Source organism: Streptomyces sp. NPDC052109 (assembly GCF_040680195.1).
Classification (GTDB): domain Bacteria; phylum Actinomycetota; class Actinomycetes; order Streptomycetales; family Streptomycetaceae; genus Streptomyces.
This window is the reverse complement of the sequence record NZ_JBFAWF010000002.1, coordinates 535257-560982: the sequence shown is the minus strand read 5'-3', so window position 1 is coordinate 560982 and position 25726 is coordinate 535257. Positions and strand designations below refer to the sequence as shown.

The 25726-nt window shown below is 70.4% G+C and carries 31 protein-coding genes; 21 read left to right on the top strand and 10 right to left on the bottom strand.

What is annotated here, in order from left to right; genetic code table 11:
* The first annotated feature begins 372 nt into the window (after positions 1-372).
* From hemL to ccsB, 7 genes are all read left to right on the top strand, one after another.
* Complete coding sequence (hemL, locus tag AB0L59_RS08210; RefSeq protein WP_365580970.1) at positions 373-1689, top strand: glutamate-1-semialdehyde 2,1-aminomutase; 1317 nt, start codon at positions 373-375, stop codon at positions 1687-1689.
* 47 nt (positions 1690-1736) lie between these two features.
* On the top strand, positions 1737-2396 hold the full coding sequence (locus AB0L59_RS08205; RefSeq protein WP_365580969.1) for a histidine phosphatase family protein: 660 nt from the start codon (positions 1737-1739) through the stop codon (positions 2394-2396).
* Positions 2397-2542: 146 nt separating this feature from the next.
* Positions 2543-3814, top strand: a complete 1272-nt coding sequence (locus AB0L59_RS08200; protein ID WP_365580716.1) for a hypothetical protein — start codon at positions 2543-2545, stop codon at positions 3812-3814.
* A gap of 115 nt (positions 3815-3929) precedes the next feature.
* Positions 3930-4517: a TlpA disulfide reductase family protein gene (locus AB0L59_RS08195; protein WP_365580713.1), complete on the top strand. Its 588-nt coding sequence runs from the start codon at positions 3930-3932 to the stop codon at positions 4515-4517.
* 1 nt (position 4518) lies between these two features.
* Complete coding sequence (locus tag AB0L59_RS08190; RefSeq protein ID WP_365580711.1) at positions 4519-5292, top strand: cytochrome c biogenesis protein CcdA; 774 nt, start codon at positions 4519-4521, stop codon at positions 5290-5292.
* A gap of 3 nt (positions 5293-5295) precedes the next feature.
* Complete coding sequence (locus tag AB0L59_RS08185; RefSeq protein ID WP_365580709.1) at positions 5296-7020, top strand: cytochrome c biogenesis protein ResB; 1725 nt, start codon at positions 5296-5298, stop codon at positions 7018-7020.
* The gene (gene ccsB / locus AB0L59_RS08180; protein WP_365580706.1) at positions 7017-8093 is read left to right on the top strand and encodes a c-type cytochrome biogenesis protein CcsB; all 1077 of its coding nucleotides are present in this window, start codon (positions 7017-7019) and stop codon (positions 8091-8093) included. Before AB0L59_RS08185 ends, ccsB begins: the two co-directional genes overlap by 4 nt.
* A 147-nt stretch (positions 8094-8240) precedes the next feature.
* Here ccsB and AB0L59_RS08175 read toward each other — a convergent pair whose 3' ends face one another.
* The gene (locus AB0L59_RS08175; RefSeq protein ID WP_365580704.1) at positions 8241-8672 is read right to left on the bottom strand and encodes a hypothetical protein; all 432 of its coding nucleotides are present in this window, start codon (positions 8670-8672) and stop codon (positions 8241-8243) included.
* Positions 8673-8845: 173 nt separating this feature from the next.
* Between AB0L59_RS08175 and AB0L59_RS08170 the strand changes: the two genes are divergently transcribed.
* A complete protein-coding gene (locus tag AB0L59_RS08170) occupies positions 8846-9316 on the top strand; it encodes a hypothetical protein (RefSeq protein WP_365580701.1) in 471 nt (156 codons plus the stop codon).
* 15 nt (positions 9317-9331) lie between these two features.
* Here the strand turns inward: AB0L59_RS08170 and AB0L59_RS08165 are convergent, their stop codons facing one another.
* From AB0L59_RS08165 to AB0L59_RS08140, 6 genes are all read right to left on the bottom strand, one after another.
* On the bottom strand, positions 9332-10744 hold the full coding sequence (locus tag AB0L59_RS08165; protein ID WP_365580698.1) for a condensation domain-containing protein: 1413 nt from the start codon (positions 10742-10744) through the stop codon (positions 9332-9334).
* Between the two features lie 158 nt (positions 10745-10902).
* The gene (locus AB0L59_RS08160; protein WP_365580695.1) at positions 10903-11880 is read right to left on the bottom strand and encodes a 2-oxoglutarate and iron-dependent oxygenase domain-containing protein; all 978 of its coding nucleotides are present in this window, start codon (positions 11878-11880) and stop codon (positions 10903-10905) included.
* Complete coding sequence (locus AB0L59_RS08155) at positions 11861-12310, bottom strand: nucleoside deaminase (protein ID WP_365580692.1); 450 nt, start codon at positions 12308-12310, stop codon at positions 11861-11863. The genes AB0L59_RS08160 and AB0L59_RS08155 overlap by 20 nt, the downstream gene beginning before the upstream one ends.
* Before the next feature lie 139 nt (positions 12311-12449).
* Positions 12450-12803, bottom strand: coding sequence for a hypothetical protein (locus tag AB0L59_RS08150; protein WP_365580690.1), 354 nt, complete (start codon positions 12801-12803; stop codon positions 12450-12452).
* A complete protein-coding gene (locus tag AB0L59_RS08145; protein ID WP_365580687.1) occupies positions 12800-13474 on the bottom strand; it encodes a DUF6232 family protein in 675 nt (224 codons plus the stop codon). Before AB0L59_RS08145 ends, AB0L59_RS08150 begins: the two co-directional genes overlap by 4 nt.
* Before the next feature lie 132 nt (positions 13475-13606).
* Positions 13607-14581 (bottom strand): zinc-binding dehydrogenase, encoded by a 975-nt coding sequence (locus AB0L59_RS08140; protein ID WP_365580684.1) that lies wholly within the window; start codon positions 14579-14581, stop codon positions 13607-13609.
* A 116-nt stretch (positions 14582-14697) separates the two neighbouring features.
* On the opposite strand from AB0L59_RS08140, the gene AB0L59_RS08135 reads away from it, so the two are divergent.
* Entirely contained in the window at positions 14698-15027 is a 330-nt protein-coding gene (locus tag AB0L59_RS08135) for a transcriptional regulator (RefSeq protein WP_365580682.1), read from the top strand.
* A 234-nt stretch (positions 15028-15261) separates the two neighbouring features.
* Positions 15262-16218 carry a DMT family transporter gene (locus tag AB0L59_RS08130; RefSeq protein WP_365580680.1) on the top strand — a complete coding sequence of 319 codons (957 nt, stop codon included), beginning with the start codon at positions 15262-15264 and terminating at the stop codon, positions 16216-16218.
* Here the strand turns inward: AB0L59_RS08130 and AB0L59_RS08125 are convergent.
* Both AB0L59_RS08125 and AB0L59_RS08120 read right to left on the bottom strand, forming a co-directional pair.
* Positions 16106-16996, bottom strand: a complete 891-nt coding sequence (locus AB0L59_RS08125) for a LysR family transcriptional regulator (RefSeq protein WP_365580677.1) — start codon at positions 16994-16996, stop codon at positions 16106-16108. The genes AB0L59_RS08130 and AB0L59_RS08125 overlap by 113 nt on opposite strands.
* On the bottom strand, positions 16996-17286 hold the full coding sequence (locus AB0L59_RS08120; RefSeq protein WP_365580675.1) for a PLD nuclease N-terminal domain-containing protein: 291 nt from the start codon (positions 17284-17286) through the stop codon (positions 16996-16998). The genes AB0L59_RS08125 and AB0L59_RS08120 overlap by 1 nt, the downstream gene beginning before the upstream one ends.
* Before the next feature lie 63 nt (positions 17287-17349).
* On the opposite strand from AB0L59_RS08120, the gene AB0L59_RS08115 reads away from it, so the two are divergent.
* A complete protein-coding gene (locus AB0L59_RS08115; protein ID WP_365580673.1) occupies positions 17350-17553 on the top strand; it encodes a hypothetical protein in 204 nt (67 codons plus the stop codon).
* The gene (locus AB0L59_RS08110) at positions 17550-17720 is read left to right on the top strand and encodes a hypothetical protein (protein ID WP_365580670.1); all 171 of its coding nucleotides are present in this window, start codon (positions 17550-17552) and stop codon (positions 17718-17720) included. Before AB0L59_RS08115 ends, AB0L59_RS08110 begins: the two co-directional genes overlap by 4 nt.
* Positions 17721-17842: 122 nt before the next feature.
* Here AB0L59_RS08110 and AB0L59_RS08105 read toward each other — a convergent pair whose 3' ends face one another.
* On the bottom strand, positions 17843-18184 hold the full coding sequence (locus tag AB0L59_RS08105) for a TlpA disulfide reductase family protein (protein ID WP_365580667.1): 342 nt from the start codon (positions 18182-18184) through the stop codon (positions 17843-17845).
* Between the two features lie 101 nt (positions 18185-18285).
* Here AB0L59_RS08105 and AB0L59_RS08100 point away from each other — a divergent pair, with 101 nt between their 5' ends.
* The 9 genes from AB0L59_RS08100 (at position 18286) to AB0L59_RS08060 (ending at position 25660) form a co-directional block, all read left to right on the top strand.
* On the top strand, positions 18286-19737 hold the full coding sequence (locus tag AB0L59_RS08100) for a menaquinone biosynthesis decarboxylase (protein ID WP_365580665.1): 1452 nt from the start codon (positions 18286-18288) through the stop codon (positions 19735-19737).
* Positions 19734-20636 (top strand): menaquinone biosynthesis prenyltransferase MqnP, encoded by a 903-nt coding sequence (mqnP, locus tag AB0L59_RS08095; RefSeq protein WP_365580662.1) that lies wholly within the window; start codon positions 19734-19736, stop codon positions 20634-20636. The genes AB0L59_RS08100 and mqnP overlap by 4 nt, the downstream gene beginning before the upstream one ends.
* A gap of 260 nt (positions 20637-20896) precedes the next feature.
* Positions 20897-21547 (top strand): UbiX family flavin prenyltransferase, encoded by a 651-nt coding sequence (locus AB0L59_RS08090; RefSeq protein WP_365580968.1) that lies wholly within the window; start codon positions 20897-20899, stop codon positions 21545-21547.
* A gap of 48 nt (positions 21548-21595) precedes the next feature.
* Positions 21596-22051, top strand: a complete 456-nt coding sequence (locus tag AB0L59_RS08085) for an Lrp/AsnC family transcriptional regulator (protein ID WP_030640941.1) — start codon at positions 21596-21598, stop codon at positions 22049-22051.
* Between the two features lie 38 nt (positions 22052-22089).
* Positions 22090-23253 (top strand): aminofutalosine synthase MqnE, encoded by a 1164-nt coding sequence (gene mqnE, locus AB0L59_RS08080; protein WP_365580659.1) that lies wholly within the window; start codon positions 22090-22092, stop codon positions 23251-23253.
* A 161-nt stretch (positions 23254-23414) separates the two neighbouring features.
* On the top strand, positions 23415-24074 hold the full coding sequence (locus tag AB0L59_RS08075; protein ID WP_365580656.1) for a UdgX family uracil-DNA binding protein: 660 nt from the start codon (positions 23415-23417) through the stop codon (positions 24072-24074).
* A 16-nt stretch (positions 24075-24090) separates the two neighbouring features.
* Entirely contained in the window at positions 24091-24615 is a 525-nt protein-coding gene (locus tag AB0L59_RS08070; protein WP_365580654.1) for a GNAT family N-acetyltransferase, read from the top strand.
* Between the two features lie 75 nt (positions 24616-24690).
* Entirely contained in the window at positions 24691-24999 is a 309-nt protein-coding gene (locus AB0L59_RS08065; RefSeq protein ID WP_365580651.1) for a DUF4229 domain-containing protein, read from the top strand.
* 10 nt (positions 25000-25009) lie between these two features.
* Positions 25010-25660 (top strand): TetR/AcrR family transcriptional regulator, encoded by a 651-nt coding sequence (locus AB0L59_RS08060; RefSeq protein ID WP_365580648.1) that lies wholly within the window; start codon positions 25010-25012, stop codon positions 25658-25660.
* Positions 25661-25726: the final 66 nt, after the last annotated feature.

Sequence of the window (25726 nt, the reverse complement as noted above, 5' to 3'; positions counted from 1 at the left end):
CAGGTCATCAGTCCCCTCGCCCAGTCCGCCACCGCGATGCATATCTCCACCCGACTGCTTTTCTAGGACGCGTGGCCCCCGCCGCGCAACCCGATCATCGTGTCAGTGACCTCCCCCACGGCCGCCCACCGAAACGTGCGGTGGAACAACAGTCCACGGGTTATTGTCCGGCCTCTGATCATTACGTGCGTATGAGCTGTGTGTATCAGGTCTCAGTCTCGCAGATGGCGAATGCCGACGGGGGGCGGCGACGGCGGATGGCGGCGCCGATCTTGAGGCGGGCCACGCTCCCGCCGGTCCGCGGCCTACCCTGAGGAGGTCACCCAAGCACCGGAGTCCGAGAAGTCGGAGAAGTCGCACGCCATGAGTGCCCTGAGCGAAACGCCCTATCCCTACGATGCGCCCGCCTCCCAGGCGCTCTTCGACCGCGCCTCCGCCGTCACACCCGGCGGGGTGAACTCGCCGGTGCGCGCCTTCCGGGCCGTCGGCGGCACGCCCCGCTTCATGGTGTCCGGCCGCGGGCCCTACCTGACCGACGCGGACGGGCGCGAGTACGTCGACCTCGTCTGCTCCTGGGGTCCCATGATCCTCGGGCACTCGCACCCCGAGGTGATCGCCGCCGTCCAGGAGGCCGTCGCACGCGGTACGTCCTTCGGCACGCCCGGTGAGGGCGAGGTCGCGCTCGCCGAGGAGATCGTCGCCCGGGTGGAGCCCGTGGAGCAGGTGCGGCTGGTCAGCAGCGGCACCGAGGCGACCATGTCCGCCATCCGGCTCGCCCGCGGGTTCACCGGGCGGTCCAAGGTGATCAAGTTCGCGGGCTGCTATCACGGGCACGTCGACGCCCTGCTCGCCGCGGCCGGCAGCGGTGTCGCCACCTTCGCGCTGCCCGACACGCCGGGCGTCACCGGTGCCCAGGCCGGCGACACGATCGTGCTGCCGTACAACGACCTGGAGTCCGTGCAGGAGGCCTTCCACCGGTACCCGGGCGAGATCGCGTGTGTGATCACCGAGGCCTCGCCGGGGAACATGGGGGTCGTGCCGCCGGACCCCGGATTCAACCAGGGCCTGAAGGACGCCTGCCGGAAGAACGGCGCCCTCTACATCTCCGACGAGGTCATGACCGGCTTCCGGACCAGCCGAGCCGGGTGGTACGGGATCGACGGCGTGCAGCCCGACCTCATGACCTTCGGCAAGGTGATGGGCGGCGGGTTCCCGGCCGCCGCCTTCGGCGGGCGCGCCGACGTCATGGCGCACCTGGCGCCCGCGGGCCCCGTCTACCAGGCCGGCACCCTCTCCGGTAACCCGGTCGCCACCGCCGCCGGGCTCGCCCAGCTGCGCCTCCTCGACGACGCGGCCTACGACAAGGTGAACGCCGTCTCGGCGCAGATCCAGGCCCTCGTCACCGAGGCGCTGAGCAAGGAAGGCGTCGCGCACCGGCTGCAGACCGCCTCCAACATGTTCTCGGTGTTCTTCACCGACCGTCGGGTGCGCACCTACGAGGACGCCAAGCGGCAGGATTCGTACCGCTTCACCGCGTTCTTCCACTCGCTCCTGTCGAACGGCGTCTACCTGCCGCCGTCGTCCTTCGAGTCCTGGTTCGTGTCCACGGCCCATGACGAGCGGGCCGTCCAGAAGATCGCCGACGCCCTTCCGGCGGCGGCCCGAGCGGCTGCGGAGGCCACCGCGTGAGCACCAGCGTCAGCAACAGGGACAAGGACGTCACCGTCGTCCATCTGATGCGCCACGGTGAGGTCGAGAACCCGACCGGCGTGCTGTACGGGCGGCTGCCCGGCTACCACCTGTCCGAGCTGGGGCGGCAGATGGCCGACCGGGTCGCCGAGCACCTCGCCCCGCGGGACGTGACGTACGTCTGCGCCTCGCCGCTGGAGCGGGCGCAGGAGACGGCCACCCCGATCGCCAAGGCGCACGGTCTCGACCTGGACACCGACGAGCGGCTCATCGAGGCCGAGAACGTCTTCCAGGGCAAGACCTTCGGCGTGGGCGACGGGGCGCTGCAGCGGCCCGGGAACTGGAAGCACCTCGTCAATCCGTTCCGGCCGTCCTGGGGCGAGCCGTACGTCGACCAGGTCGTGCGGATGACGGGCGCGCTGAACGCGGCCAAGGACCGGGCGCGCGGGCACGAGGCGGTGCTGGTCAGCCATCAGCTGCCGATCTGGATCGTGCGGTCGTACGTGGAGCGGCGGCGGCTGTGGCACGATCCGCGCAAGCGGCAGTGCACGCTCGCCTCCCTGACGACTTTCACATATCTGGGCGACAGGATCGTGTCGGTCGGCTACAACGAACCCGCCATCGATCTGGTCCCGGCACATCTGCGGGCCGGTGCCACGCCGCAGAAGGGCAAGGGCACCGCCCAGGGGAAGGCCTTCGGGGCCTGAGTGTCGCTTTCTGACGGTCCGTTTGACCGCGGTTAGGGCGCTATTGCCTCAACTATTGCGAAAAACATAAGGATTATCGGAACCTCCCCGATCGTCGCGCCCTCTCAGTGGGTGACCACCAACAGGCGCGATGATCGGGGAACTCCATGCGCACCGTCTCCCGGACCTTCTCCCGCCGGGGAATACTCGGCCTCGGCGCGGGTGCCGCGGCCGCCGCCACCCTCGCCGGTTGCGGGAGCCACACGTCATCGGACGGCACCGGGGCCTCGGACGGTTCCGGCGGCGGGAAGAGCGACGGAAAGGGCGGCGACGCGAGCGGCGCGCCGCAGGGCCGCCTCATCGGGGACGGCTCCACGTCCTTCACCGGCAAGCAGCCGCACCAGCCCGGCGCGCCGGAGCCGCTGGAGCCCGGCCAGACCCCGCCGCAGTTCGTGGTCTTCTCCTGGGACGGCGCCGGTGAGGTCGGCAACGGCCTCTTCCCGCGCTTCCTGGACCTGGCCAAGGAGCACGGCGCGAGCATGACGTTCTTCCTGTCGGGCCTGTATCTGCTGCCCGAGTCGAAGAAGCGCCTGTACGTCCCGCCGAACAACAAGATCGGCGCCTCCGACATCGGCTACCTCAGCGACGAGCACATCAAGGCGACGCTGACCAACGTCCGCCGGGCCTGGCTCGAAGGCCACGAGATCGGCACCCACTTCAACGGGCACTTCTGTGGCGACGCCCACACCTCCGTCAAGTGGTGGACGCCCCAGCAGTGGCACAGTGAGATCAAGCAGGCCAAGTCCTTCGTCAAGAACTGGAAGACCAATACCGGCCTCACCGACATGCCGGCCCTGCCGTTCGACTACGACAAGGAACTGGTCGGCGGCCGTACGCCCTGCCTGCTCAACCAGGAGAACCTGCTGCCCACCGCCCGCGAACTGGGCTGGCGCTACGACGCCTCCTCGCCGGGCGGGCTGCAGATGTGGCCGGTGAAGAAGCAGGGGCTGTGGGACTTCCCGCTGCAGGAGATACCTTTCCCCGGCAGGAAGTTCCAGGTCCTCTCGATGGACTACAACATGATGTTCAACCAGTCGCAGAACTCGACCAAGGCGCCGGCCTACAACTACCCGGCCTGGCGCGAGCAGGCGGCCGGTGCGTACATCGCCGGCTTCAAGCGGGCGTACTTCTCGAACCGGGCGCCGTTCTTCATCGGCAACCACTTCGAGCACTGGAACGGCGGTATCTACATGGACGCCGTCGAGCAGGCCTTCAAGCACATCGCGCAGGCGAAGGAGAAGGGAGCCGACGTCCGGCTGGTCTCCTTCCGGCAGTTCTGCGACTGGATCGACGTACAGAAGCCCGAGGTGCTCGCCAAGCTGCGCACGCTGGCGCCCGGGCAGGCTCCGGCCGGCGGCTGGAGGACTTTCCTCGCGTAGCCTCCCGCCCGTCCCGCTGTCGGAAATGCCCCGTGTAAATACGCCCTGAAATGCGGTTTTCCGCCCGGCAGGGGGGCGCCACAGAGCGCCGGAGGGGACATGCGAAACTTTTCACATGAGTACCCGTAGCCGCGCCGTCCTGCTCAGCGCCGTGGCCGCCGTCGCGGCCCTGACCCTGTCCGCGTGCGGCGGCGGCATCTCCGGTGGAGGCGGTGACACCAACTTCGTCACCGGCAAGAACGGCATCGACACCGTCCCCGAGGGGAAGCGGGTCGCCGCCCCCGACCTGTCCGGCAAGACCTTGGACGGAAAGCGCCTCGACGTCGCCGGCTACAAGGGCGACGTCGTCGTCCTCAACTTCTGGGGCTCCTGGTGCGGCCCGTGCCGCGAGGAGGCCCAGTACTTCGCCAAGGTCTCCAAGCAGTACCAGGACAAGGGCGTGCGGTTCGTCGGCGTCAACACGCGTGACACAAGCCTCACTCCCGCGGTCGCCTTCGAGAAGGAACAGCAGCTCACCTACCCGAGCCTGTACGACCCGGCAGGCAAGCTGATGCTCCGCTTCGCGAAGGGCACCCTCAACCCGCAGCTGATCCCGTCCACGTTGATCATCGACCGGCACGGGAAGCTCGCCGCGCGGGCCCTGGAGGCGCTCGACGACACGGCGCTGCTGAAGATGCTCAAGCCGGTCCTGGCGGAGAAGTGACGTGAGCGCATTGCTGACGCTGGCCGCCGAGACGGGCCGGAACGAGACCGTTCTCGACGGCGCGCTGCTGATCGCGCTGCCGGTGGCGCTGCTCGGCGGGCTCGTCTCCTTCTTCTCGCCCTGTGTGCTGCCGCTCGTCCCCGGCTACCTGTCCTATGTGACCGGGGTCGCGGGCACCGATCTGGCGGAGACGCGGCGCGGGCGGATGGCCACGGGTGCCTTTCTGTTCGTCCTGGGCTTCACTGCCGTGTTCGTCTCCGGCGGCGCGCTGTTCGGCTTCTTCGGATCGACCCTGCAGGAGTACAAGGACATCCTGTCAAAGGTGCTCGGCGTGCTCATGATCCTTCTGGGCGTCTTCTTCATGGGGCTGATGCCCTGGCTGACACAGCGTGAGTTCCGCTTCCATCGGCGGCCGGCCGCCGGCCTGGTGGGCGCGCCCCTCCTCGGCGCCCTGTTCGGCGTCGGCTGGACGCCCTGCATCGGCCCCACCCTCGCCTCCGTCATCGCCCTGTCTTCCCAGCAGGCGAGCGCCGGCCGGGGCGCGATACTCACCGTCGCCTACTGTCTGGGCCTCGGCGTCCCCTTCGTCCTCACGGCGGTCGCCTTCCGCAAGGCGCTCGGCGCCTTCGGCTGGGTCAAGCGCCACTATGTCTGGGTGCTGCGCATCGGCGGCACGATGATGATCGTCACCGGTGTGCTGCTGCTGACCGGTGCCTGGGACAGCCTGGTGCAGCAGATGCAGACCTGGTCCAACGGCTTCACTGTGGGGATCTGATCGATGAGCAAGACCAAAACCGACAAGAGCCGGGACCAGGCGAGCCAGGACCAGGAGGACCTCGGCGCGGCCGGATCCCAGCTGTCCACCGCCCCCGTGGACGAGCTGTCCGCCGCGCCCGGACTCGGCGTCATCGGCTGGGCCCGCTGGTTCTGGCGGCAGCTGACCTCCATGCGGGTCGCGCTGCTGCTGCTCCTGCTGCTCTCGCTCGGCGCGATCCCCGGCTCGCTCATCCCGCAGACCGGCGCCGACCTCAACAAGGTCGACGACTTCCGCAAGGCCCACAAGACGCTCTCGCCGATCTACGACAAGCTCGGCCTGTTCCACGTCTACAGCTCGGTGTGGTTCTCCGCGATCTACATCCTGCTGTTCGTCTCTCTCATCGGCTGCATCGTCCCGCGCACCTGGCAGTTCGTCGGCCAGCTGCGCGGCCGCCCGCCGGGCGCCCCCAAGCGGCTGACCCGGCTGCCCGCCTACACGACCTGGCGGACGAACGCCGACCCCGAGCAGGTCCGTGAGGCCGCGCTCGCGCTGCTGAAGAAGCGCCGCTTTCGCGCCCATGTCGCCGGTGACGCCGTCGCCGCCGAGAAGGGCTATGTGCGCGAACTGGGCAACCTGGTCTTCCACATCGCCCTGATCGTGCTGCTGGTCGCCTTCGCCTCCGGCCAGCTGTACAAGTCGGACGGCACCAAGCTGGTCGTCGAGGGCGACGGGTTCTCCAACGCGCTGGCGCAGTACGACGACTTCAAGTCCGGCAGCCTTTTCCAGACCGACGACCTGGTGCCGTTCAGCTTCGACCTGAAGACGTTCACCGGCACCTACGAGGTCAGCGGCCCCAACAAGGGCACTCCGCGCACCTACCAGGCGAAGATCGACTACAGCGTGGGTGCGTACGGCAGGCAGAAGTCGACCACCATCAAGGTCAACGAGCCGCTGCACATCGGTGACGCAAAGGTCTATCTCGTCAGCCATGGCTACGCGCCCGTCATCACCGTCCGCGACGGCAAGGGCAAGAAGGTCTTCCAGGACGCTGTGCCGTTGCTGCCTCTCGACGGAAACGTCACCTCCAACGGCGTGGTGAAGGTGATGGACGGCTACAAGAACGCCCAGGGCAAGTCGGAACAGCTCGGCTTCCAGGCCTTCTTCGTGCCCACCTTCGACCCGAAGGCCGGCACGATGCTCTCCCAGTTCCCCGCACTGGTGAACCCGCTGCTCGCCGTGAACGCCTACCACGGCGACCTCGGCGTGAACGCCGGCATCCCGCAGAGCGTGTACCAGCTCGACAAGACGCACATGAAGGCGTTCAAGGACAGCAAGGGCCAGCTGCTGAAGAAGCTCCTGCAGCCGGGCGACACCATGACGCTGCCGAACGGCGCCGGGTCCATCACCTTCGAGAAGGACATCAAGGAATGGGCCGGTTTCGAGATCGTCCAGGAGCCCGGCAGCGGCTGGGCGCTCGGCGGTGCGCTCGCCGCGATCTTCGGCCTGGCCGCCTCGCTGTTCATCCAGCGGCGCCGGGTGTGGGTGCGCGCGGTGCGCGGCGCCGACGGCGTGACGGTCGTCGAGATGGCCGGGCTCGGCCGCAGCGAGTCCGCCAAGGTGCCCGAGGAGCTGGGCGACCTCGCCGGAATCCTCTACGACCAGGCGCCGGGGGCACCCGACCCCGACGACGACCCTTCAGAATCCTCCGACACCCCAGTCGTACCTGCCGAAGGGGCTGAGAAGTGACTCTCGCCGCCGCAACCAACGAACACCTGGCGAGCATCAGCAACACGCTGATCTACTCGTCGATGGCCGTCTACACCCTGGCCTTCTTCGCGTACATCGCCGAATGGCTCTTCGGCAGCCGCAGCAAGGTGGCCCGTACGGCCGCCGCGCTGACGTCGGAGACCTCCGCGAAGACTCCCGCCGTCACCGTGAAGCAGTCCGGGGGCACCGCCGTGCTGGAGCGGCCCAAGGTCGTCGTGCGCTCGGCCTCCGGCGCCCGCGACGTGCCGGACGGTCCCGGCGCGCACGGCGGGGACGCGCAGGGCGACCTCTACGGCCGTATCGCCGTCGCGCTCACCGTGCTCGCCTTCCTGGTGGAGCTGGCCGGCGTCGTCGCCCGCGCGGCCTCCGTGCAGCGGGCGCCGTGGGGCAACATGTACGAGTTCAACATCACCTTCTCCACGGTGGCCGTCGGCGTGTACCTCACGCTGCTGGCTCTGAAGAAGAACGTGCGCTGGCTCGGCCTGTTCCTGATCACCACGGTCCTGCTGGACCTGGGCCTCGCGGTCACCGTCCTGTACACGGCCAGCGACCAGCTCGTCCCCGCCCTGCACTCGTACTGGCTGTACATCCACGTCTCCACCGCGATCTTCTGCGGCGCGGTGTTCTACGTCGGCGCGGTCGCCACGATCCTGTACCTGTTCAAGGACGCGTACGAGACCAAGCTGCAGACCGGCGGCAAGCCGGGTGCCTTCGCCACCTCGGTGCTGGAGCGGCTGCCCGCCTCCGCCTCGCTGGACAAGTTCGCCTACCGGGTCAACGCGGCCGTCTTCCCGCTGTGGACGTTCACGATCATCGCGGGCGCGATCTGGGCCGGCGACGCCTGGGGCCGCTACTGGAACTGGGACCCGAAGGAGACCTGGTCCTTCATCACCTGGGTCGGCTACGCCTGCTACCTGCACGCCCGCGCGACGGCCGGCTGGAAGGGCCGCAAGGCCGCCTACCTGGCGATGATCGCCTTCGGCTGCTGGCTGTTCAACTACTACGGCGTCAACATCTTCGTCAGCGGCAAGCACTCCTACGCGGGCGTGTAATTCCGGACGGCGAAGGCCGGTTCCCGTGGCGCGACCACGGGAACCGGCCTTCGCCGTACGCACCGGACCGAAGCCCTGAATGCGAATGCCTTTTTATTCTGCAGGGGTCCATTCAGAAGAATTGCGAATGGGACCCTGTGGTGAATGCTACGACTTGACGTTGACCACGTCGGACCACGTCAGGCCGATGCTGTTGTTGCCGATGCAGGCCCAGAAGGTGTAGGTGTGGTTCTCGGGCAGGTCTCCGCCCTTGGACTTCCACACCGGGGACGCCAGGCCGAACGTGGTGGCCTCGCGTACGGGGTTCGTGCCCAGGTAGGCGCCGACGCCGTATCCGTCGGCGGTGGTGTCGCCCGCCTCCAGGGTGTCCCCGTTCGCCTTCCATTCGGCGGATCCGGCGTACCGGCCGTCGACGATGATGCCGATGACGCGCGAACCGTCGCTGTTCATCGAGCCGACGGAAAAGCGCACACCCGACGGCCCGGCCGCGGCGTTCCCCGCGCTCACGGTGAGGGCCAGGCCGGTGGCAGCAACCGTCGCCAGGATTCTGGCGGAGTTCTTCTTCAGAGAGATGTTCATTCCCACCCGGAATTCTTGCGTTCAGACTGGTCGGTCCGGATCTTGATCGAATTCTCACTCGAACGCCAAGCGAGTAAAGGACTGACAAAGTGGAATTATGGGTTTTAGGGCGCGAAATGCCCTCGTCCATTTCTGGGCGGGCGTGTGAGCCGCGGGTCACCCACACTGGTGTCATGAGCGGTTCCATCGCACAGGGCACCAGTCAGACCCACGGGAACACGCACATACTCCACTTCGTGGTGCGGCTTCCGGGGCGCATGGAGGACGTGTGGCCGGCGGTGGCCAGCCCCGAGGGACTCGGGGAATGGTGCACCGCCGTCGACGCGCTCGAACCGCGGCTCGGCGGCGCGGTCGGCCTGCGTGGCCTCGGCGGCGGGCAGGTCACCGCGTGGGACGTGGACCGGGTCGCCGAGTACACCCTCGAGGCCTGCGGCCGGATCCGGTTCCACCTCGAGCGCGGCGAGGACCAGGGGAGCGTGCTGCGCTTCACCCACGAGTTCCAGGGCGAGGGGGTACCGGAGTCCGACTGGCGCACCAGATTCGAGCGTCTGATCGAGGTCATGGAGTCCGGGCGGCCCCGTCCGGGGCGGCGGCCCCCTGAGCCCCCCGAGCCCGCCGAGCCTCTCCCCGGGCAGTTCACATAGGCCGGCGGCGGCCGCTCAGCACACCGCGGACAGGCTGCCGTGGGCCACCGAGGCGATGTGGTCGCGCAGCCGCTCGACGTACAGCCGCAGGTTCTTCGCCGCCACGTCCGTGTCCGGGTACCGGCTCGCCAGCCACAGCCCCTCGTGCAGCCGGTTCACCCACACGCACACCTGGTCGCCGTACGACACCCGCAGCAGCGCGTGCGCGCGCTGCTCCGCCCAGCGCTCGGCGCCCGGCACGGACCGGGTGTCGACGTAGGAGACGATCGAGTACAGGTCCGGCGAGGTCGGCCGGAAGTCCGCGCCGAGCAGCCGCAGCACCCGGGCCAGTGGCATCCGGGCCAGTGACCGGTTGGCCTGCAGTTCGGCGCGCACCGTCCGCAGGGTCTCCGGGAAGCCGGTCCGGTCCACCGGGACCTCGATCGGGGCGCCGCCCACGTACCAGCCCACCGAGTCGCTCCACCGCGACTTCACCCGTGTGTGGAACGGCACCACCGTCCGGTACACCGACTGTCCGCCCAGCTCGTGCACGATCAGCCCGGTCGCGGCCAGCAGACCGACCATGCTGCCACCGTTGGGCCGGCAGTACGCCTCGAACGCCGCCGCCTCCTGGGCGTCCGCCAGTGGTTCGCACAGCAGCCGCTGCCTCGGCAGCGGGGCGCCCGGCTCCAGCCCGAGGTCGACCGGGAAGCCCGGCAGCACACCGTCGCAGCGCCGGATGAACTCGCGCCAGCGGCCGACGATCGCGTGCCGGGCGTCGATGCCGTCGGCGTCGGCCCGCTCCAGCTCACAGAAGTCGACGTAACTGGCCGCCGGAGCAAGGGCGCCGGGCTCGGCACCGGCCGCCCCCGCCGCGTACAGCTCGTGCACCTCGGCGGCGATCCGGGTCAGGGAGTAGGCGTCGACGTTGCTGTGGTCGAAGGCCATGTACACGCTGGCGCCGTCGTCCCGGACGACCGCCGAGTAGATCAGGTTCGGCCAGCGCAGCGCGTCCGCGACGGTGTCGAAACGGTCCTGGAGATGGCGGACCAGCTCGTCCGCTCCGGGGAAGTCGCCGGCCTCCTCCCGGTGCAGGGACACGTCGGCGGCGTCGAGGGTGAACCGGCGCAGTTCGTCTCCCGAGGGTCCCGCCCAGCGGAAGCCGCTGCGCAGCGTCTCGTGCCGTACCGTCCAGGCGCGCAGCGCCTCCTGGAGCACATCGAGGTCGACCGGGCCGGGCAGATCGAAGGCGGTGCCGAGCCAGGTCGGCACGAACAGCCCGTCGTCGCGGACGCACCTGGCGGTCCTGATGTGCGACTCCTGGATGTACGCCGGCGGCCGGGAGTCCTCCGGGAGTGCCGTCGCCGTCGCCACCGTCGCCGGACTCAGCGTCCACTCGACGAGCCGTCCCGGCCGGACCTCGCAGCGCTGGATGTCAGAAATTCGCACGCGTCTCCCATCGCAGAAGGGGCCCCTGAGTGCGGGCCCCCTTTGAAGGCAATGTCGTGGGACGCGGCCGGGACATGCCCGTTCGGTTCATTTCAACGGAACGGGTGGCAGGCCGAACGCGGAAGTGAATAACCGACGGTCACGCGCCGGGGTCCGGTTCACCCCACGGTGATCGAGTTCAGCTTCTCGCGCAGATACGCATGGGAGTCGACCGGCGGGTACGCCACCCGGCCCACCGGCGCCGGTAGGGACTCCACCAGGGTGCCGGGGGTGCACTCGCCGAAGTACACGAGCGACATCAGCTCCTCTGCGGGCGCGTCCACCGGCGGCGGCAACACCCGGTGCCGGCCCGAGCGCCACCGGTCACCGGTCCACCGGGCGAGCAGGTCACCGACGTTGATGGTGAAGGCGGCCGGATCGTACGGCGCGTCCTCCCACCCGCCCGCCTCGGTGTGGACCTGGAGCCCGCCCTTCCCCGCCTGCCGGTCCAGGATGGTCAGGGTCCCGAAGTCGGTGTGCGGCCCGATCCGGAACTGCCCCGGCAACGGCTCGCCGACGACGTCCGTCCCCGGATACCAGTTGATGTTGAAGCCGTACGTCGGATGGTCCATGTGCCGGGAGAAGAAGTCCCGTTCGAGGCCCAGCGCGTAACCCAGCAGCGACAGCAGCTCCTTCTCCAGGCCGGCCATCCGTGCCAGGTACTGCTCGCACAGCGTCCTGAGACCGGGCACCTCGGCGGGCCACACGTTGGGCGCGTACCACTCCGCGTTGACGACGGGATCGTCGAAGGGCTCGTCCGTCGCGAACGTCAGCGACTCCTTCAGATCGGGCGGAGTCTCGGTGCCCTCCGCATACCCGTTGGCCTCGGCACCGGGCCCGAGCCAGCCGCGACCGCCGACCTTCGCCGCGTAGGCCTGCTTGACCTCGACGGGCAGCAGGAAGAACTCCCGCGCCGCCTGCCGGATCCCGGCCCGCAGCCCCGGCTCCACCCCGTGCCCGGTGACCAGCAGGAACCCGGCGCTGCGCAGCGCCTGGTCGACGGTACGGGCGAGGTCGGTGCGGGCCTCCTCGTCGCCGTCGAGCCAGGGCCGCAGGTCGATGACCGGAACACGCGACTCACTCACCGATGTCCTCATTCCACAGCTCCGGGTTGTCCTCGACGAAGGCGCGCATCACCCCGACGCACCCGGGATCCTCCAGGACCACGATCTCCACACCGTGCGCGGCGAGCCAGTCGTGGCCGCCGTGGAAGGTGGTGGCCTCGCCGATCACCACCCGGGAGATGCCGAACTGACGGACCAGGCCGCTGCAGTACCAGCACGGGGAGAGGGTGGTGACCATGGTCGTGCCACGGTAGGAGCGCTGCCGTCCCGCCGCGCGGAACGCGGCCGTCTCCGCGTGCATCGAGGGGTCGTCGTCCTGGACACGGCGGTTGCGGCCCCGGCCGAGGAGCGTGCCGTCGGGGCCGTAGAGCGCGGCGCCGATCGGGATCCCGCCCTCGGCGAGCCCGGCACGGGCCTCTGCCACGGCGGTGGCGAGCCAGGCGCCGGCCTGTCGTTCGTCCATGCCTTCACTGTGCTGGGTGGTAAGGCGCGGGGCAACGGCGGACGGGGGCGCGGGGCCGTGTCGAGGTGCGGCTGCGCCGCATGGGCGCGAGCAAGCAGGACGCACCCGCACCCGGCGACGGCGGAGGCCCCTGGACGGCCTATCCGCTGATCATCGCGGTGATGACCCGTACGGCGTCGGCCACCGGCTGACCGACCGCTCCGACGGCGGCGGCGATCCCGGCGATCGCCCTCAGCGCCCGGTGCCGCTCCAGCGCGGGCACGGCGGCGTCGGGGCTGAGCGCGGGCAGGGACTCGTCCAGGAGCTCGGCGTCGGGCGCCGACACCTGTGCCCGCAACCGGGCGAGGTGCCCGTTCAGTTCGGCGAGGGCGGCGACCAGGGCCGGGTCCTGCTGCCCGGCTCCGGGGCCGCCCTGGTTCTTGACGATGCCCTGGTGGCCCCGGCCTCCGTAGATGTTCACGTTGTCGCCGTAGTAGTAGTTGCCACCGCTCATGCGCTGATCCCCACGTTTCCGCTGCCGCCGTACATGTTGACGTTGTCACCGAAGTAGTAGTTCTTCGGCGAGACGGTGAGGCTTTCCACCGTGACCCTGAACTCGGTGTCCGGGCGGTCGATGGCATAGGAGATCTGGCCGACGAGCTGGTCCAGGTAGCGCGGGTCCCGGCTGGTGACCAGCGCGGTGGACGCGCCCGAGGTCTCGACCGCCAGGACGTGCTGCGGGGCGGCGGTCAGGACGGACATCATCTCGACGAAGAAGTAGATCTCCGCGGCGATGGCCAGCAGCCAGATGAAGCCGACGTAACCGCCGCCGGAGTCCCCTCCGCTCGCCGCGAGGAACGGCAGGCCCGGCAGCAGCGCGACGAACCCGACGACCAGCGTCCCGGCGGTGTACCGCAGGAACCGCAGCACCGCCTCCTTGCGCCTGGGACGCATGACGAAGGCGTAGACGCGGGCGATGTTGTGCAGCGGGTACACCGCGGCGCCGATCCACAGGATCCGCTTGCTGACCCGCAGTTCGAGGCCGAACGGTGCCGGATGCGACGGTGGCGCGGGGATGTCGGGCATGGGCGGTGCCATGGCGGGCGCGGTCGGCGGTGCCGGAGGAGCGGCCTCCGCGGCCGGCGGCTCCTGGGCCGGGCGTTCGGGTGGCTGGCCGTACTGCATCTGCTTCTGTCCCCCAGAGGTCAGGCGATCTCTCGCAACTCGGTGATGACCATTAACAACATCCCCGGCGGCGGGATGGCAAGCCGTTATGACCTCCGAAGTGGTTGCTGTGCTACGGCAGTTGACGACATCTCAGTCGGTCACGCGCAGCAGCAGCTTCCCCGTGCTGGACCGTCCGCCCATCAGCCGGTGTGCCGCCGCCGCCTCCGCGAGGGTGAACTCGGCCGTCACCGGCAACGCCACCGTCCCGTCGACCGCCGTCGCGAACGCCCGCTCCGACAGCCGGCGCAGCGCGTCCGGCGCGGTCCTGGCCAGGTTCAGGATGGAGAAGCCGGAGACCGAGAGCCCGAGCGGGTCCAGCTCGGGCCGGCCCGCGCGCCACGGCTCGGCTCCGCTCGCGTTGCCGAAGGAGACCAGCCGCCCGAAGGCCGCCAGCGAGGCGAGGCCGGCGCGCAGGGTGTCGCCGCCGACCGGGTCCAGCACCAGGTCGACGCCGCGCCCGCCGGTGGCCTCGCGCACCTGCTCCTGGAAGGCGCCGACGAACACCTCGTCGTAGCCGTGGCCCTTGGCATGGGCGGCCTTGGCGGCCGAGGAGACCACGCCGTACGCCGCCCCGGCCCCCGCCGCCCGGGCGAGCCGGCCGACCGCCGTGCCGACCCCGCCGGCCGCGCCCTGGACGAGGACCGACTCGCCGGGCTGGAGCCGGCCGACGGTGTGGACGAGGGCGTAGGCCGTGGGCAGGACCGTGGGCAGGGTCGCGGCGGTGCGCAGGTCCAGGCCGGCGGGGACCGGGAAGACGGCCGTCGCCTCGGCCACCGCCACCTCCGCGTACGCGCCGCCCTCGGTGAGCGCCATCACCTCCTGGCCGACGGCGAGGCCCGTGACACCGGCGCCGAGCGCGCGGACCCGTCCGGAGACCTCGAGGCCGGGGACGTACGGCAGCGCGGGCACGCGGTAGCCCTCCGCGCGTGCCTTGAGGTCGGCGAAGTTCACGCCGGTGTAGGACACGTCGATGCTCACCTGTCCGGGTCCCGGCCGCGGCACCTCCGCCTCCACCGGCCGCAGTACCTCGGGACCGCCGTACTCCTGGAACTCCACCGCGCGCATGCCGCACCCCTCGCTCACCCGACTGTTCAATGAAAAGCGAACACTCGCGAGTGTATGATTTTCATCGAACACTCGGCAAGCGGAACGCGGCAGCGCACCACAGAGAGGGGAGCGGCGTGACCACCGGCAGTCACCGGGCCGTCCCGGAGCACACCCACCCCGACGACGTGCCCGTCCTCGCGGCGCTGGCCGCCCTCGCCGACCCCGTGCGCCTGACCCTGGTCAGGGAGCTGGCCGGCTCCACCGAATGGAGCCGCAGCTGCGGCAGCTTCGACGTGCCGGTCGGCAAGGCCGCTCTCAGTCACCACTTCGCGGTGCTGCGCGCGGCCGGCCTCGTGGAGCAGCGGGACGAGGGCCCCCGCCGGGTCAACCGCCTGCGGCGCGCCGAGTTCGACGCCCGCTTCCCGGGGCTCCTCGACGTCGTGCTGCGTGACGACGCGTCCTGACGGACCTTCACGTTCCTTTCCCCTCATGTGGGTCGAGCGTTCCGTCCGGCTCGAGGCGGTGTTCGGCGGGATCGGCGAACTCGTCGTGACCACCGGCCGGTTCGAGTCCCAGGACACCCGGGGCGAGACCCCGGCCCCGTGAGCTGGGGGCATCGGCGCCGCCGATGCCCCCATCGGCAACGCCCCCCACCGGCGCGTGGACCGGCACCGGGGGCTGTTCGTAGCGTCACCGGCATGACCTCACAGTCCAGGGGCACGGCCCAGCTGACCACCGCCATGATGCTCTCCGGCACCCTCGGGGTGTTCGTCGTCGAGTCCGGCGCCCCGCCCTTCGACGTCGTCTTCTTCCGCGTCCTGTTCGGCGCCCTCGCGCTCGGCGGCTATGTCGCCGCGCGCGGCTGGCTCCGCGACCACGGCTTCACCCGCCGCACCCTCGCACTCGCCGTCCTGGGCGGGGTGTTCATCGTCTTCAACTGGGTGCTGCTCTTCGAGTCGTACGAGAACACGTCCATCTCGGTCGCCACGGTCGTCTACCACACGCAGCCCTTCTACGTGGTCCTCCTCGGCGCCCTGCTGTTCCGTGAACGGCTCACCGCGGCCAGGGTCGGCTGGATCGCCGTGGCCTTCGCCGGGCTGATCCTGGTCTCCGGCGTCACCCCCGCCGACTTCGCGGCCGGCGGCACGTACCTGCTCGGCATCGGCCAGGCCCTCCTCGCCGCCTTGCTCTACGGCCTGTCCACCCTGGTCACCAAGCGGATCACCGGTGTCCGCCCGCATCTGATCGCCCTCGTGCAGGTCCTCGTCGGCATCCCGCTGCTGCTGCCCTTCGCGGACTTCGGCGCGATGAGCGGAACCGGCTGGCGGTGGGGCTGGCTGGCCGGGCTCGGCCTGATCCACACGGGGGTGATGTACGTCCTCATGTACGCCGCGTACGCCAAGCTGCCGACCGCGAAGATCGCCGTGCTGGCCTTCGTCTACCCGGCCGTGGCGATGCTGATGGACTGGCTGGTCTACGGGCACCACATCGGGCTCGTCCAGGCGCTGGGCGTCCCGCTGATCGTGCTGGCGAGCCTCAGGGTCACCCTCGCCCGTCCTGCTCGGCGACCAGCCGCCGCGCCTGCTCCACGAACAGCCGGGCATGCGCCGGAAGCCGCTTCCCGGCCCGCCACGCCAGTTGCGTCCGAAGCGTGAACGGCGGCTGCCAGTCCAGTCGTACGAGAGAGCCCTCCGCGAGTTCGGCGGCGGTCGTCACCTCGGGCAGCAGCGCGATCCCGAGGCCGGCCGCCGCCGCGCGCTTGGTGGCCTCGATGGTGCCGAACTCCATGAAGTCCACCGGCTTCAGCGCCGTCAGCTCCCGCTCGAACAGGTCCCGGTAGGCGCAGCCGGGTTCGGTGGCCAGCAACGGCTGGTCCGTCAGGCCGGCCGTCGTGACCGGCACTTCGGCCAGGGCGTGCCCGGGCGCCGCGACCAGCGCCAGTGGCTCCACCGCGAGCACGGCCGTCTCCAGGCCCGGGTGCTCGGTCTCCTGCTCCATCAGGAACCCGACGTCGTAGGTGCCCTGGCGCAGCGCCTGCCGGGTCTCGTCGCCGATGGTGGTGCGCAGTGCGAGCCGCACCTTGGGGTGGCGGTGGTGGAAGTACTCCAAGAGCGGCGGCAGCCGGTACGAGGTGAGCGACTCCATGGTGCCGACGGTCAGGGTGCCGGACGGCTCCTCCGGCTCGGTGACCGCCGCCCGGGCCTCCTCGGTCAGCTCGATGATCTGCCGGGCGTACGGCAGCAGCCGCTCACCGGCCTCCGTGAGCCGGATCCGGCTGCCGAGCCGGTCGAACAGCTCGACGCCGAGGGAGGACTCCAGGGTGCGGATCTGACCGGTCACGCTGGACTGCGCGAACGACAGCTCGGCCGCGGCCCGGGTGAAGCTCAGGACCGTGGCGACCTTCTCGAAGGTGACGAGCAGCCGGAGCTCCATCAGCCCTTCTCGGGGTCGTCGTCCTTGTTCAGGGACTTGAGGAACTCGGGGTTGTCGTCGGGGGCGACCCACTGCCCGGACGTGGCGCCGCCGGCCGGCACCGCCTGCCGCGCCTTCCCGGTGATCAGCCAGGCGACGGGCCCGACGAGGACCTCGCCGAAGAGCAGGATGATGATCACCCACGCGACCTTCGGCAGATGCCGCACCTCTTCCTCGGGGGTGTTCAGACAGTCCACGAAGGCGTAGATCCACAGGGCCAGGACCAGCAGAAACGGCAGATACCTGAGCATGGTGTGCGATCCCTCGACGAAGTGAGAAGGCCCCGAATGACCGGGTCAGGGTATCGGGTGACCATGACGGTTGCTCCGTGGTCGGCGGCCGTGGACCGGGGAGAGGTGGCCACGAAGGACCCGGCGTGCGCACGGATCGCCGTGCGCTGCCCGGACCGCCTGGACGGCGACCGGCGCGACCGGGTGAGCTACGCGGGGCCGGCCGCCTGGGGCCACGGACGGTGCGCCTGCGGCCCGCTGCGGCCGGGGACCCGCGCATCGCCGTGAACGGCGTGGACCGGGTGCTGCGCGAGGCCGCTTCCCGGGGCGGACGCCGGCCCGCCGTGGAGGTGACTCCCACGGGCTCGGTACGGCAGTCCGACACGGTGCTCATGCGGCTGAGCGGCCTGGTCGCGCCCGTGCCGCAGGCCGGCCACTGCCTGGGCGGCGGCTGACCCCGCTCAGCGCTTCCCGTTCCGGTCGGTGAACAGCGTGAACGGCAGTGACCGCGCCAGGTACTTGCCGGGCAGCCGGTGGACGAGCTGCCGGCTGCCGGGGTCGTACAGGCTCGGGTGGCTCAGCCGGTGGTCGACGGCGAACGCCCGGCCCGGTCGGCGTCGGTGTCCACGCCGAGTACCTGGACGCCCCTGGTCGCCAAGTGCCGCTGGGCCTGCGACAGTTCGGGCCCCTCGGCACGGCAGGGGCCGCACCGGGAGGCCCAGACGTCCAGGACGACGACCTTGCCGCGGAAGTCGGACAGCCGGACCCGGCCGCCGTCGAGGGCGGTGCCGAAGAGGTCGGGAGCGGCCTGGCGGCCGGCGGTGGGGACGCGGGTAACAGGGGAAGCGGCGGAGGAGCCCGGGTCCTGCGCAGGGGTGCACGCGGCGCGTGCGAACAGCGGGGCCAGGACCGGTGACACCGACGGCGTCTCGTGATCGCCGAGTATCCCAGCCGCCCCGGACCCCGGCGGGGCGGGGGCCGGCGCCGGGACAAAGCGGTACGTCGGCGATACTTGGCCTCATGGCTTACGACGATCTTCGCTCCCTGCTGCGGGCGCTGGAGCGCGAGGGCGACCTCAAGCGCATCAAGGCCGAGGTCGACCCGTATCTGGAAGTCGGGGAGATCGTCGACCGGGTGCAGAAGTCCGGTGGCCCGGCGCTGCTCTTCGAGAACGTGAAGGGCTCGGCGATGCCGCTGGCCATGAACGTCTTCGGCACCGACCGCCGTCTGCTGAAGGCGCTGGGCCTGAAGTCGTACGGCGAGATCTCGGAGAAGATCGGCGGCCTGCTGCGCCCCGAGCTGCCGCACGGTTTCGTCGGCGTGCGCGAGGCCTTCGGCAAGCTCGGCGCGATGGCGCACGTGCCGCCGAAGAAGGTCAAGGAGGCTCCGGTCCAGGAGGTCGTCCTGCACGGCGACGAAGTGGACCTCGACCGGCTGCCGGCGCTGTTCACCTGGCCGAAGGACGGCGGCTCCTTCTTCAACCTGGGGCTCACGCACACCAAGGACCCCGAGACGGGCATCCGCAACCTCGGGCTGTACCGCCTCCAGCGCCACGACCGGCGCACCATCGGCATGCACTGGCAGATCCACAAGGACAGCCGCAACCACTACCAGGTCGCGGCGAGAAGGGGCGAGCGGCTGCCGGTCGCCATCGCCTTCGGCTGCCCCCCGGCCGTCACCTACGCCTCCACCGCGCCCCTCCCCGGCGACATCGACGAGTACCTGTTCGCCGGGTTCATCGCCGGCAGGCGGATCGAGATGGTCGACTGCAAGACGGTCCCGCTCCAGGTCCCGGCCAACGCCGAGGTCGTCCTGGAGGGCTGGCTGGAGCCGGGCGAGATGCTGCCCGAGGGCCCCTTCGGCGACCACACGGGCTTCTACACCCCGCAGGAGCCCTTCCCGGCGCTGAAGATCGACTGCGTGACGATGCGGAGGCGTCCGCTGCTGCAGTCGATCGTGGTCGGCCGCCCGCCGACGGAGGACGGCCCCCTCGGCCGTGCCACGGAACGGTTCTTCCTCCCGCTCCTGAAGATCATCGTCCCGGACATCGTGGACTACCACCTGCCCGAGGCCGGCGGCTTCCACAACTGCGCGATCGTCTCGATCGACAAGAAGTACCCGAAGCACGCGCAGAAGGTGATGCACGCGATCTGGGGGGCCCACATGATGTCCCTGACCAAGCTGATCGTGGTCGTGGACTCCGACTGCGACGTGCACGATCTGCACGAGGTCGCCTGGCGGGCGCTCGGCAACACCGACTACGCCCGTGACCTCACGGTCGTCGACGGCCCCGTCGACCACCTCGACCACGCCTCCTACCAGCAGTTCTGGGGCGGCAAGGCGGGGATCGACGCGACGAAGAAGTGGCCCGAGGAGGGCTACACCCGAGACGGCGGCTGGCCGGACATGGTCCTGTCGGACCCGGCTACGGCGGCCCTGGTGGACCGCCGCTGGAAGGAGTACGGCCTGTGAGCAGCGCCTCTGCCGCGATTCCGCAGCCCGGACGCACCAAGGCGTTCCTGCGCCTGGTGATGATCGAGCACTCGATCTTCGCGCTCCCCTTCGCGTACATCGCCTCCCTCACGGCGATGTACGTGTGGGACAGGAACATCCACTGGGGCCGGCTGCTGCTGGTCACCATCTGCATGGTGGGCCTGCGCACGTTCGCGATGGCGGTCAACCGGATCATCGACCGCGAGATCGACGCCCGTAACCCGCGCACGGCGCACCGCGAGCTGGTGACGGGCGCGATGACCGTCCGGCACGCCTGGACGGGCGCCCTGATCGCCCTGGTGATCTTCCTGGGCGCGGCGGCCCTCCTGAACCCGCTGTGCCTGGCCCTCGCCCCGGTGGCGGTGATCCCGATGGTGATCTACCCCTACGGCAAGCGGTTCACGAACTTCCCCCAGGCGATCCTCGGCCTCGCGCAGGCCATGGGCCCGATCGGCGGCTGGCTGGCCATCTCCGGCACCTGGTCCTGGGACGCGGTGATCCTGGGCCTCGCCGTCGGCGTCTGGATCGGCGGCTTCGACCTGATCTACGCCTGCCAGGACGTAGAGACCGACCGCGAGATCGGCGTCATGTCGGTTCCGGCCCGCTTCGGCGTCCCGGCCGCGATCTGGGGCGCGCGGGTGTGCCACACCCTGACGACCGCCCTGTTCGTCTGGTACGGCCTGGCCACGCATGCCGGCGCGTTCTTCTGGCTGGGCCTGCTGATCGTCGCCGGCGCCTTCGTCTACGAACACCGCATCGTCCGCCCCCACGACCTGTCCCGCCTCAACAGGGCGTTCTTCTCGGTCAACGGCTTCATCGGCATTGCCCTGTTCGTGTGCGCGCTGCTGGATCTCGTGGTTCGGGGTCTGAAGGCCTGAGCCCGGTGCGGTCCACCATCGGGGGCAGACAGGGGGAGGCCGACGTGGCCGTCCCGGACGGCGACCGCCGGCACCCGCAGCTCGCCCGGCCTCGGCCGGGACACGCCCCCGTACGGTGGCAAGCCGACCGTGCGACGAAGCTCGGCAGCCTCACGGCGGACACCTCCGGTCTCCCCGTCACCCCGAGGTGCCCCACCCGGCCTGAGCACTCCCCGACCCACCGGTACGCTCAAGGTGTGAACGCAGGAGAAACGCAGCGCGTGCCTTGGATCGTGGGGGTGTCCGGTGCTTCCGGGACGCCGTATGCGGCGGCCGTGCTGCGGGCGCTGCTGGGGGCGGGGGAGGCGGTCGACCTGGTGGTCAGCCGGGCCTCGCGGCTGACGCTGCTGGACGAGACGGGGATCTCGTTCCGCGACGCCCACTGGCAGGACGACCTGCGGGAATGGCTGGCCCGGGGGGCCGACGGCAAGCCCGGGACCTTCGACGTGGACATCAGCGGGGTACGGCACTGGAGCGCGGGCGACCTCGCCGCCGGGCCGTCCTCGGGGTCCTACCCCGCGAAGGGCATGCTCATCGTGCCCGCCTCCACGGCCTGCGTGGCCGGTGTGGCGCTCGGCCTGTCGAAGGACCTGCTCCAGCGCACGGCGAGCGTCACCCTGAAGGAGCGCCGCACCCTGGTCGTGGCCGTCCGGGAGACCCCGCTGAACGGCCAGACACTCCGGCACCTGGTGGCCCTGGACGACGCCGGTGCGAGCGTCGTGCCGGCCTCGCCCGCCTTCTACGCCGGCGCCACCCACATCCAGGACCTGGTGGACTTCGTCGCGGGGCGGGTGCTGGACGCGGCGGGCGTCGAGCACGGCCTGTACCGGCGCTGGCAGGGTGAGCTGGGCGGCGGAGCAGCGGGCAACTAGCAGTACCTCTCATCACTTCAGGAACTTTCACCGGAAGGCTTCGATCGCATGGACGCGGTGGACAGGCAGCTCATCCAGGCCCTGAGGGAGAACGGCCGGGCCTCGTACGCGGAGCTGGGACGTCTCGTCGGCCTGTCGGGCCCCAGCGTCACCGACCGCATCAACCGTCTCGAGGCGGCCGGTGTCATCACCGGCTACCGCGCCACGGTGAACGCGGCCTCCCTCGGCCTCGGCGTCACCGCGCTGATCGGCATCTCGCTCTCCGACGCCGCCGACCACGAGGACGTCGCCCAGCGCCTGCGGGACCTGCCGGAGATCGAGGACTGCTGGTTCATCGCCGGCGACGACTCCTTCATGCTCAAGGTGCGCTCGACGGACGTCGACGGCTTGGAGAAGACCATCCGCCGGCTGAGTGGCACCAAGGGCGTCTCCCGGACCCGTACCACCATCGTGCTGTCCACGAAGTGGGAGAACCGGGTCGGGGAGCTGCCCGAAGAGGTCTAGGGATACCGTTGGCCGGGCTGTCGTAGAAAGGTGTTGGCATGGACGTCGGACTCAAGCGCGAGCTGGAGGAGAAGGTCCGCTCCGGTGAGCGGCTGACCCGCGAGGACGGCATCGCGCTGTACGAGTCGGACGACCTGGCATGGCTGGGCGGCCTCGCGCACGAGGTGCGCACCCGCAAGAACGGTGACGTGGTCCACTTCAACGTCAACCGGCACCTCAACATGACCAACGTGTGCACGGCCTCCTGCGCCTACTGCTCCTTCCAGCGCAAGCCGGGGGAGAAGGACGCGTACACGATGCGCATCGAGGAGGCCGTCAGGCTCGCCAAGGCGATGGAGAGCGAGAACCTCACGGAACTCCACATCGTCAACGGCCTGCACCCGAACCTGCCGTGGCGCTACTACCCGCGGTCGCTGCGCGAGCTGAAGGCCGCCCTCCCGGACGTCTCGCTCAAGGCCTTCACGGCGACGGAGATCCACCACTTCGAGACGATCAGCGGTCTTTCCGCCTCGGAGATCCTGGACGAGCTGATCGACGCCGGGCTGGAGTCCCTGACCGGCGGTGGCGCCGAGATCTTCGACTGGGAGGTCCGGCAGCACATCGTGGACCACCGGACCCACTGGGAGGACTGGTCCCGCATCCACCGCCTGGCGCACGAGAAGGGCCTGAAGACCCCGTGCACCATGCTGTACGGCCACATCGAGGAGCCCCGCCACCGCGTCGACCACGTGCTGCGGCTGCGTGAGCTGCAGGACGAGACCGGCGGTTTCCAGGTCTTCATCCCGCTGCGCTACCAGCACGACTTCGTGGACATGAAGGACGGCAAGGTCCGCAACCGCCTGCAGGCCCGCACCCAGATGGCGACCGGCGCCGAGGCGCTGAAGACCTTCGCGGTCTCCCGGCTCCTGTTCGACAACGTCCCGCACGTGAAGGTCTTCTGGGTCATGCACGGCGTGCAGACCGCCCAGCTGGCCCTCCAGCACGGCGCGGACGACATGGACGGCTCGGTCGTCGAGTACAAGATCACGCACGACGCGGACAACTACGGCACGCCGAACAAGCTGACCCGCGAGGACCTGCTGGACCTGATCCGCGACGCCGGTTTCCGCCCGGTGGAGCGCAACACGCGCTACGAGATCATCCGCGAGTACGACGGCCCCGACCCGGCCCGCAGGGATTCCCCCCAGCCGATGCGGGTGTGACTTCCGGCCGGGCCGTGCCGGTCCGGTCCCGGCGGCCGCGGGGCCGCACCGATGTGCGGCTCCGCCGCGTGGGCGCGACCGGCCACCGGCGACCCGCGGCCGGGCGACGCCCCGCACCGCCCCTTTCGTTCGCCGTGTCCGGCCCCGGGTACCCGGCGGGCATGGCTGTCACGAAAGCCCCCGAGGACGCCTACACGGCGGAGCCCTTCGTCCCGGACGGCGCCGACCTCTCCGCCCTGCGCCGCGCGGCGGCCGGCTGTCGGGGCTGCCCCCTGCACCGGGACGCCACGCAAACGGTCTTCGGGGCCGGGGACGCCCACGCGCGCGTGATGCTCGTGGGTGAGCAGCCCGGCGACCAGGAGGACCGGCAGGGCAAGCCCTTCGTCGGGCCGGCCGGCAAGCTGCTGGACAAGGCGCTCGCCGAGGCCGGGATCGACCCCGGCGAGGCCTATGTGACCAACGCGGTGAAACACTTCAAGTTCACCCGGGCCGAGCCCCGCAAACGCCGGATCCACAAGGCGCCGAGCCTGCGCGAGATGACGGCGTGCGGGCCCTGGCTCGCCGCGGAGCTGGCGATCGTCGAGCCCGAGCTGATCGTGATCCTCGGCGCCACGGCGGGCAAGGCCCTGCTCGGCTCGTCGTTCCGGGTCGGCCAGGTGCGTGGCACGGTGCTGGAGCGCGAGATCCACGGACGGCCCGAGCGGCTGGTGCCGACGGTGCACCCCTCGTCGGTGCTGCGGTCGCAGGACGACGCGGACCGGAAGGCCGCCTACCAGGGACTCGTCGCCGATCTGACAGTAGCCGCACGCACCCTCGGGTAATAGATACCATCGGCGTATGCCCCTTACCTTCACGCTCGACCCCGCCGTCACCCCTGCCCTGCGGGACGGCATCCTCGACCTCTGGACGGACGTCTCCAACGCGGGCGGAGCCGTCGGCTTCGTCGCCCCGGTGACGCGCGAGGAGATCCGGCCGGAACTGGTGAGGCACTTCGTGGCCATGGCCGAGGGGCGCAACCGGCTGCTCGTCGGGTACGACGAGGCGGACGAGGTCGCCGCGACCACCTTCTTCTCCTTCAACACGCACCGCCTGCAGCGCCACTGGCTGTGGCTCCACACGGTGATGGTCCACCCCCGCCATCAGGGCAAGGGGTACGGCCGCGAACTGCTGGCCGCCGCCGCGGACGCGGCCCGCACCTTCGAGGGCATCGACGCGATCCGGCTCGGCTGCCGGGGCGGCCACGGCCTGGAGAGGTTCTACGCCTCCTGCGGCTACAAGGAGGTCGGCCGGGTGCCCGGCGCGATACGCGTCGCCCCGGGGGACGACCGCGACGACATCACCATGCTGCTGCCGCTGGGCTGACCCCCGTGCAAGATCCCTCCACGCTCGTGCTTCACTGGACGATGACCCCTTTTGGAATCGGACGAGTGGATTGAGATGCTCCGCTACACGCTGATGCGCCTCGGCATCTTCGCCGGCTGCCTCGTGGTCGTCTGGGGAGCCGTCTACTCCGGCATCTTCCCGCGCGGCTTCGGCAACTCCAACGGCCTGTGGGTCCTGCTGCTCGCCATGGTGCTGTCGGCGCCGATCAGCTGGGTGGCGCTGCGCAAGGAGCGGGACCGCGCCTCGGTGCGGATCGTGACCCGGGTCGACCGGATGAAGGCCAACCTGGACGCCAACCGCAGCCAGGAGGACGTCGCCGACGACGCCGCGCGGGCGCAGGGCGGGGCAACCGCGTCCAACTAGTCTTGCCCTCATGGGTGGGGCGAAGACCAAGCGGATGCCGCGTGCGGTGCGGGAGCAGCAGATGCTCGACGCCGCCGTACGCGTTTTCGGGCAACGCGGCTACATGGCCGCCTCCATGGACGAGATAGCCGAACTCGCGGGCGTCTCCAAGCCGCTGGTCTACCTGTACCTGAACTCCAAGGAAGACCTCTTCACCGCCTGCGTGCGGCGCGAGGCCACCGCGCTGACGCAGGCCGTGCGCGCCGGGGTCCGCTCGGACGTGCCCGCCGACCGCAGGCTGTGGGACGGCCTGCAGGCTTTCTTCGCGCACACCGCCGAGCACCCCGAGGCCTGGTCCGTGCTGCACCTCCAGGCCCGTACGCACGGGGAGCCCTTCGCGGCCGAGGTGGCCGCGATGCGCGCGGAGATCGTCGCGTTCGTCACCGGGCTGGTCGCGGTCGCCGCCCGCGAGGCACACCGGGACCCCGACCTCCCCGAGCACGAGGTGGCGGGTCTGGCCGAGGCCCTGGTGGGAGCGGCGGAGTCCCTGGCCGCGTGGGCCAACGCGACGCCCGGCGTCACGGCCCGGCAGGCGGCTGCCACCCTGATGAACGTCGCCTGGGCGGGGCTGGGGAACCTGATGGGCGGCCGCCCCTGGACTCCGCCGGCTGGAGGAACCTGAGGGGTGCGGGGCCGTGTCGAGGTGCGGCTCCGCCGCGTGGGCGCGAGCAACCCACCACGGACCCGC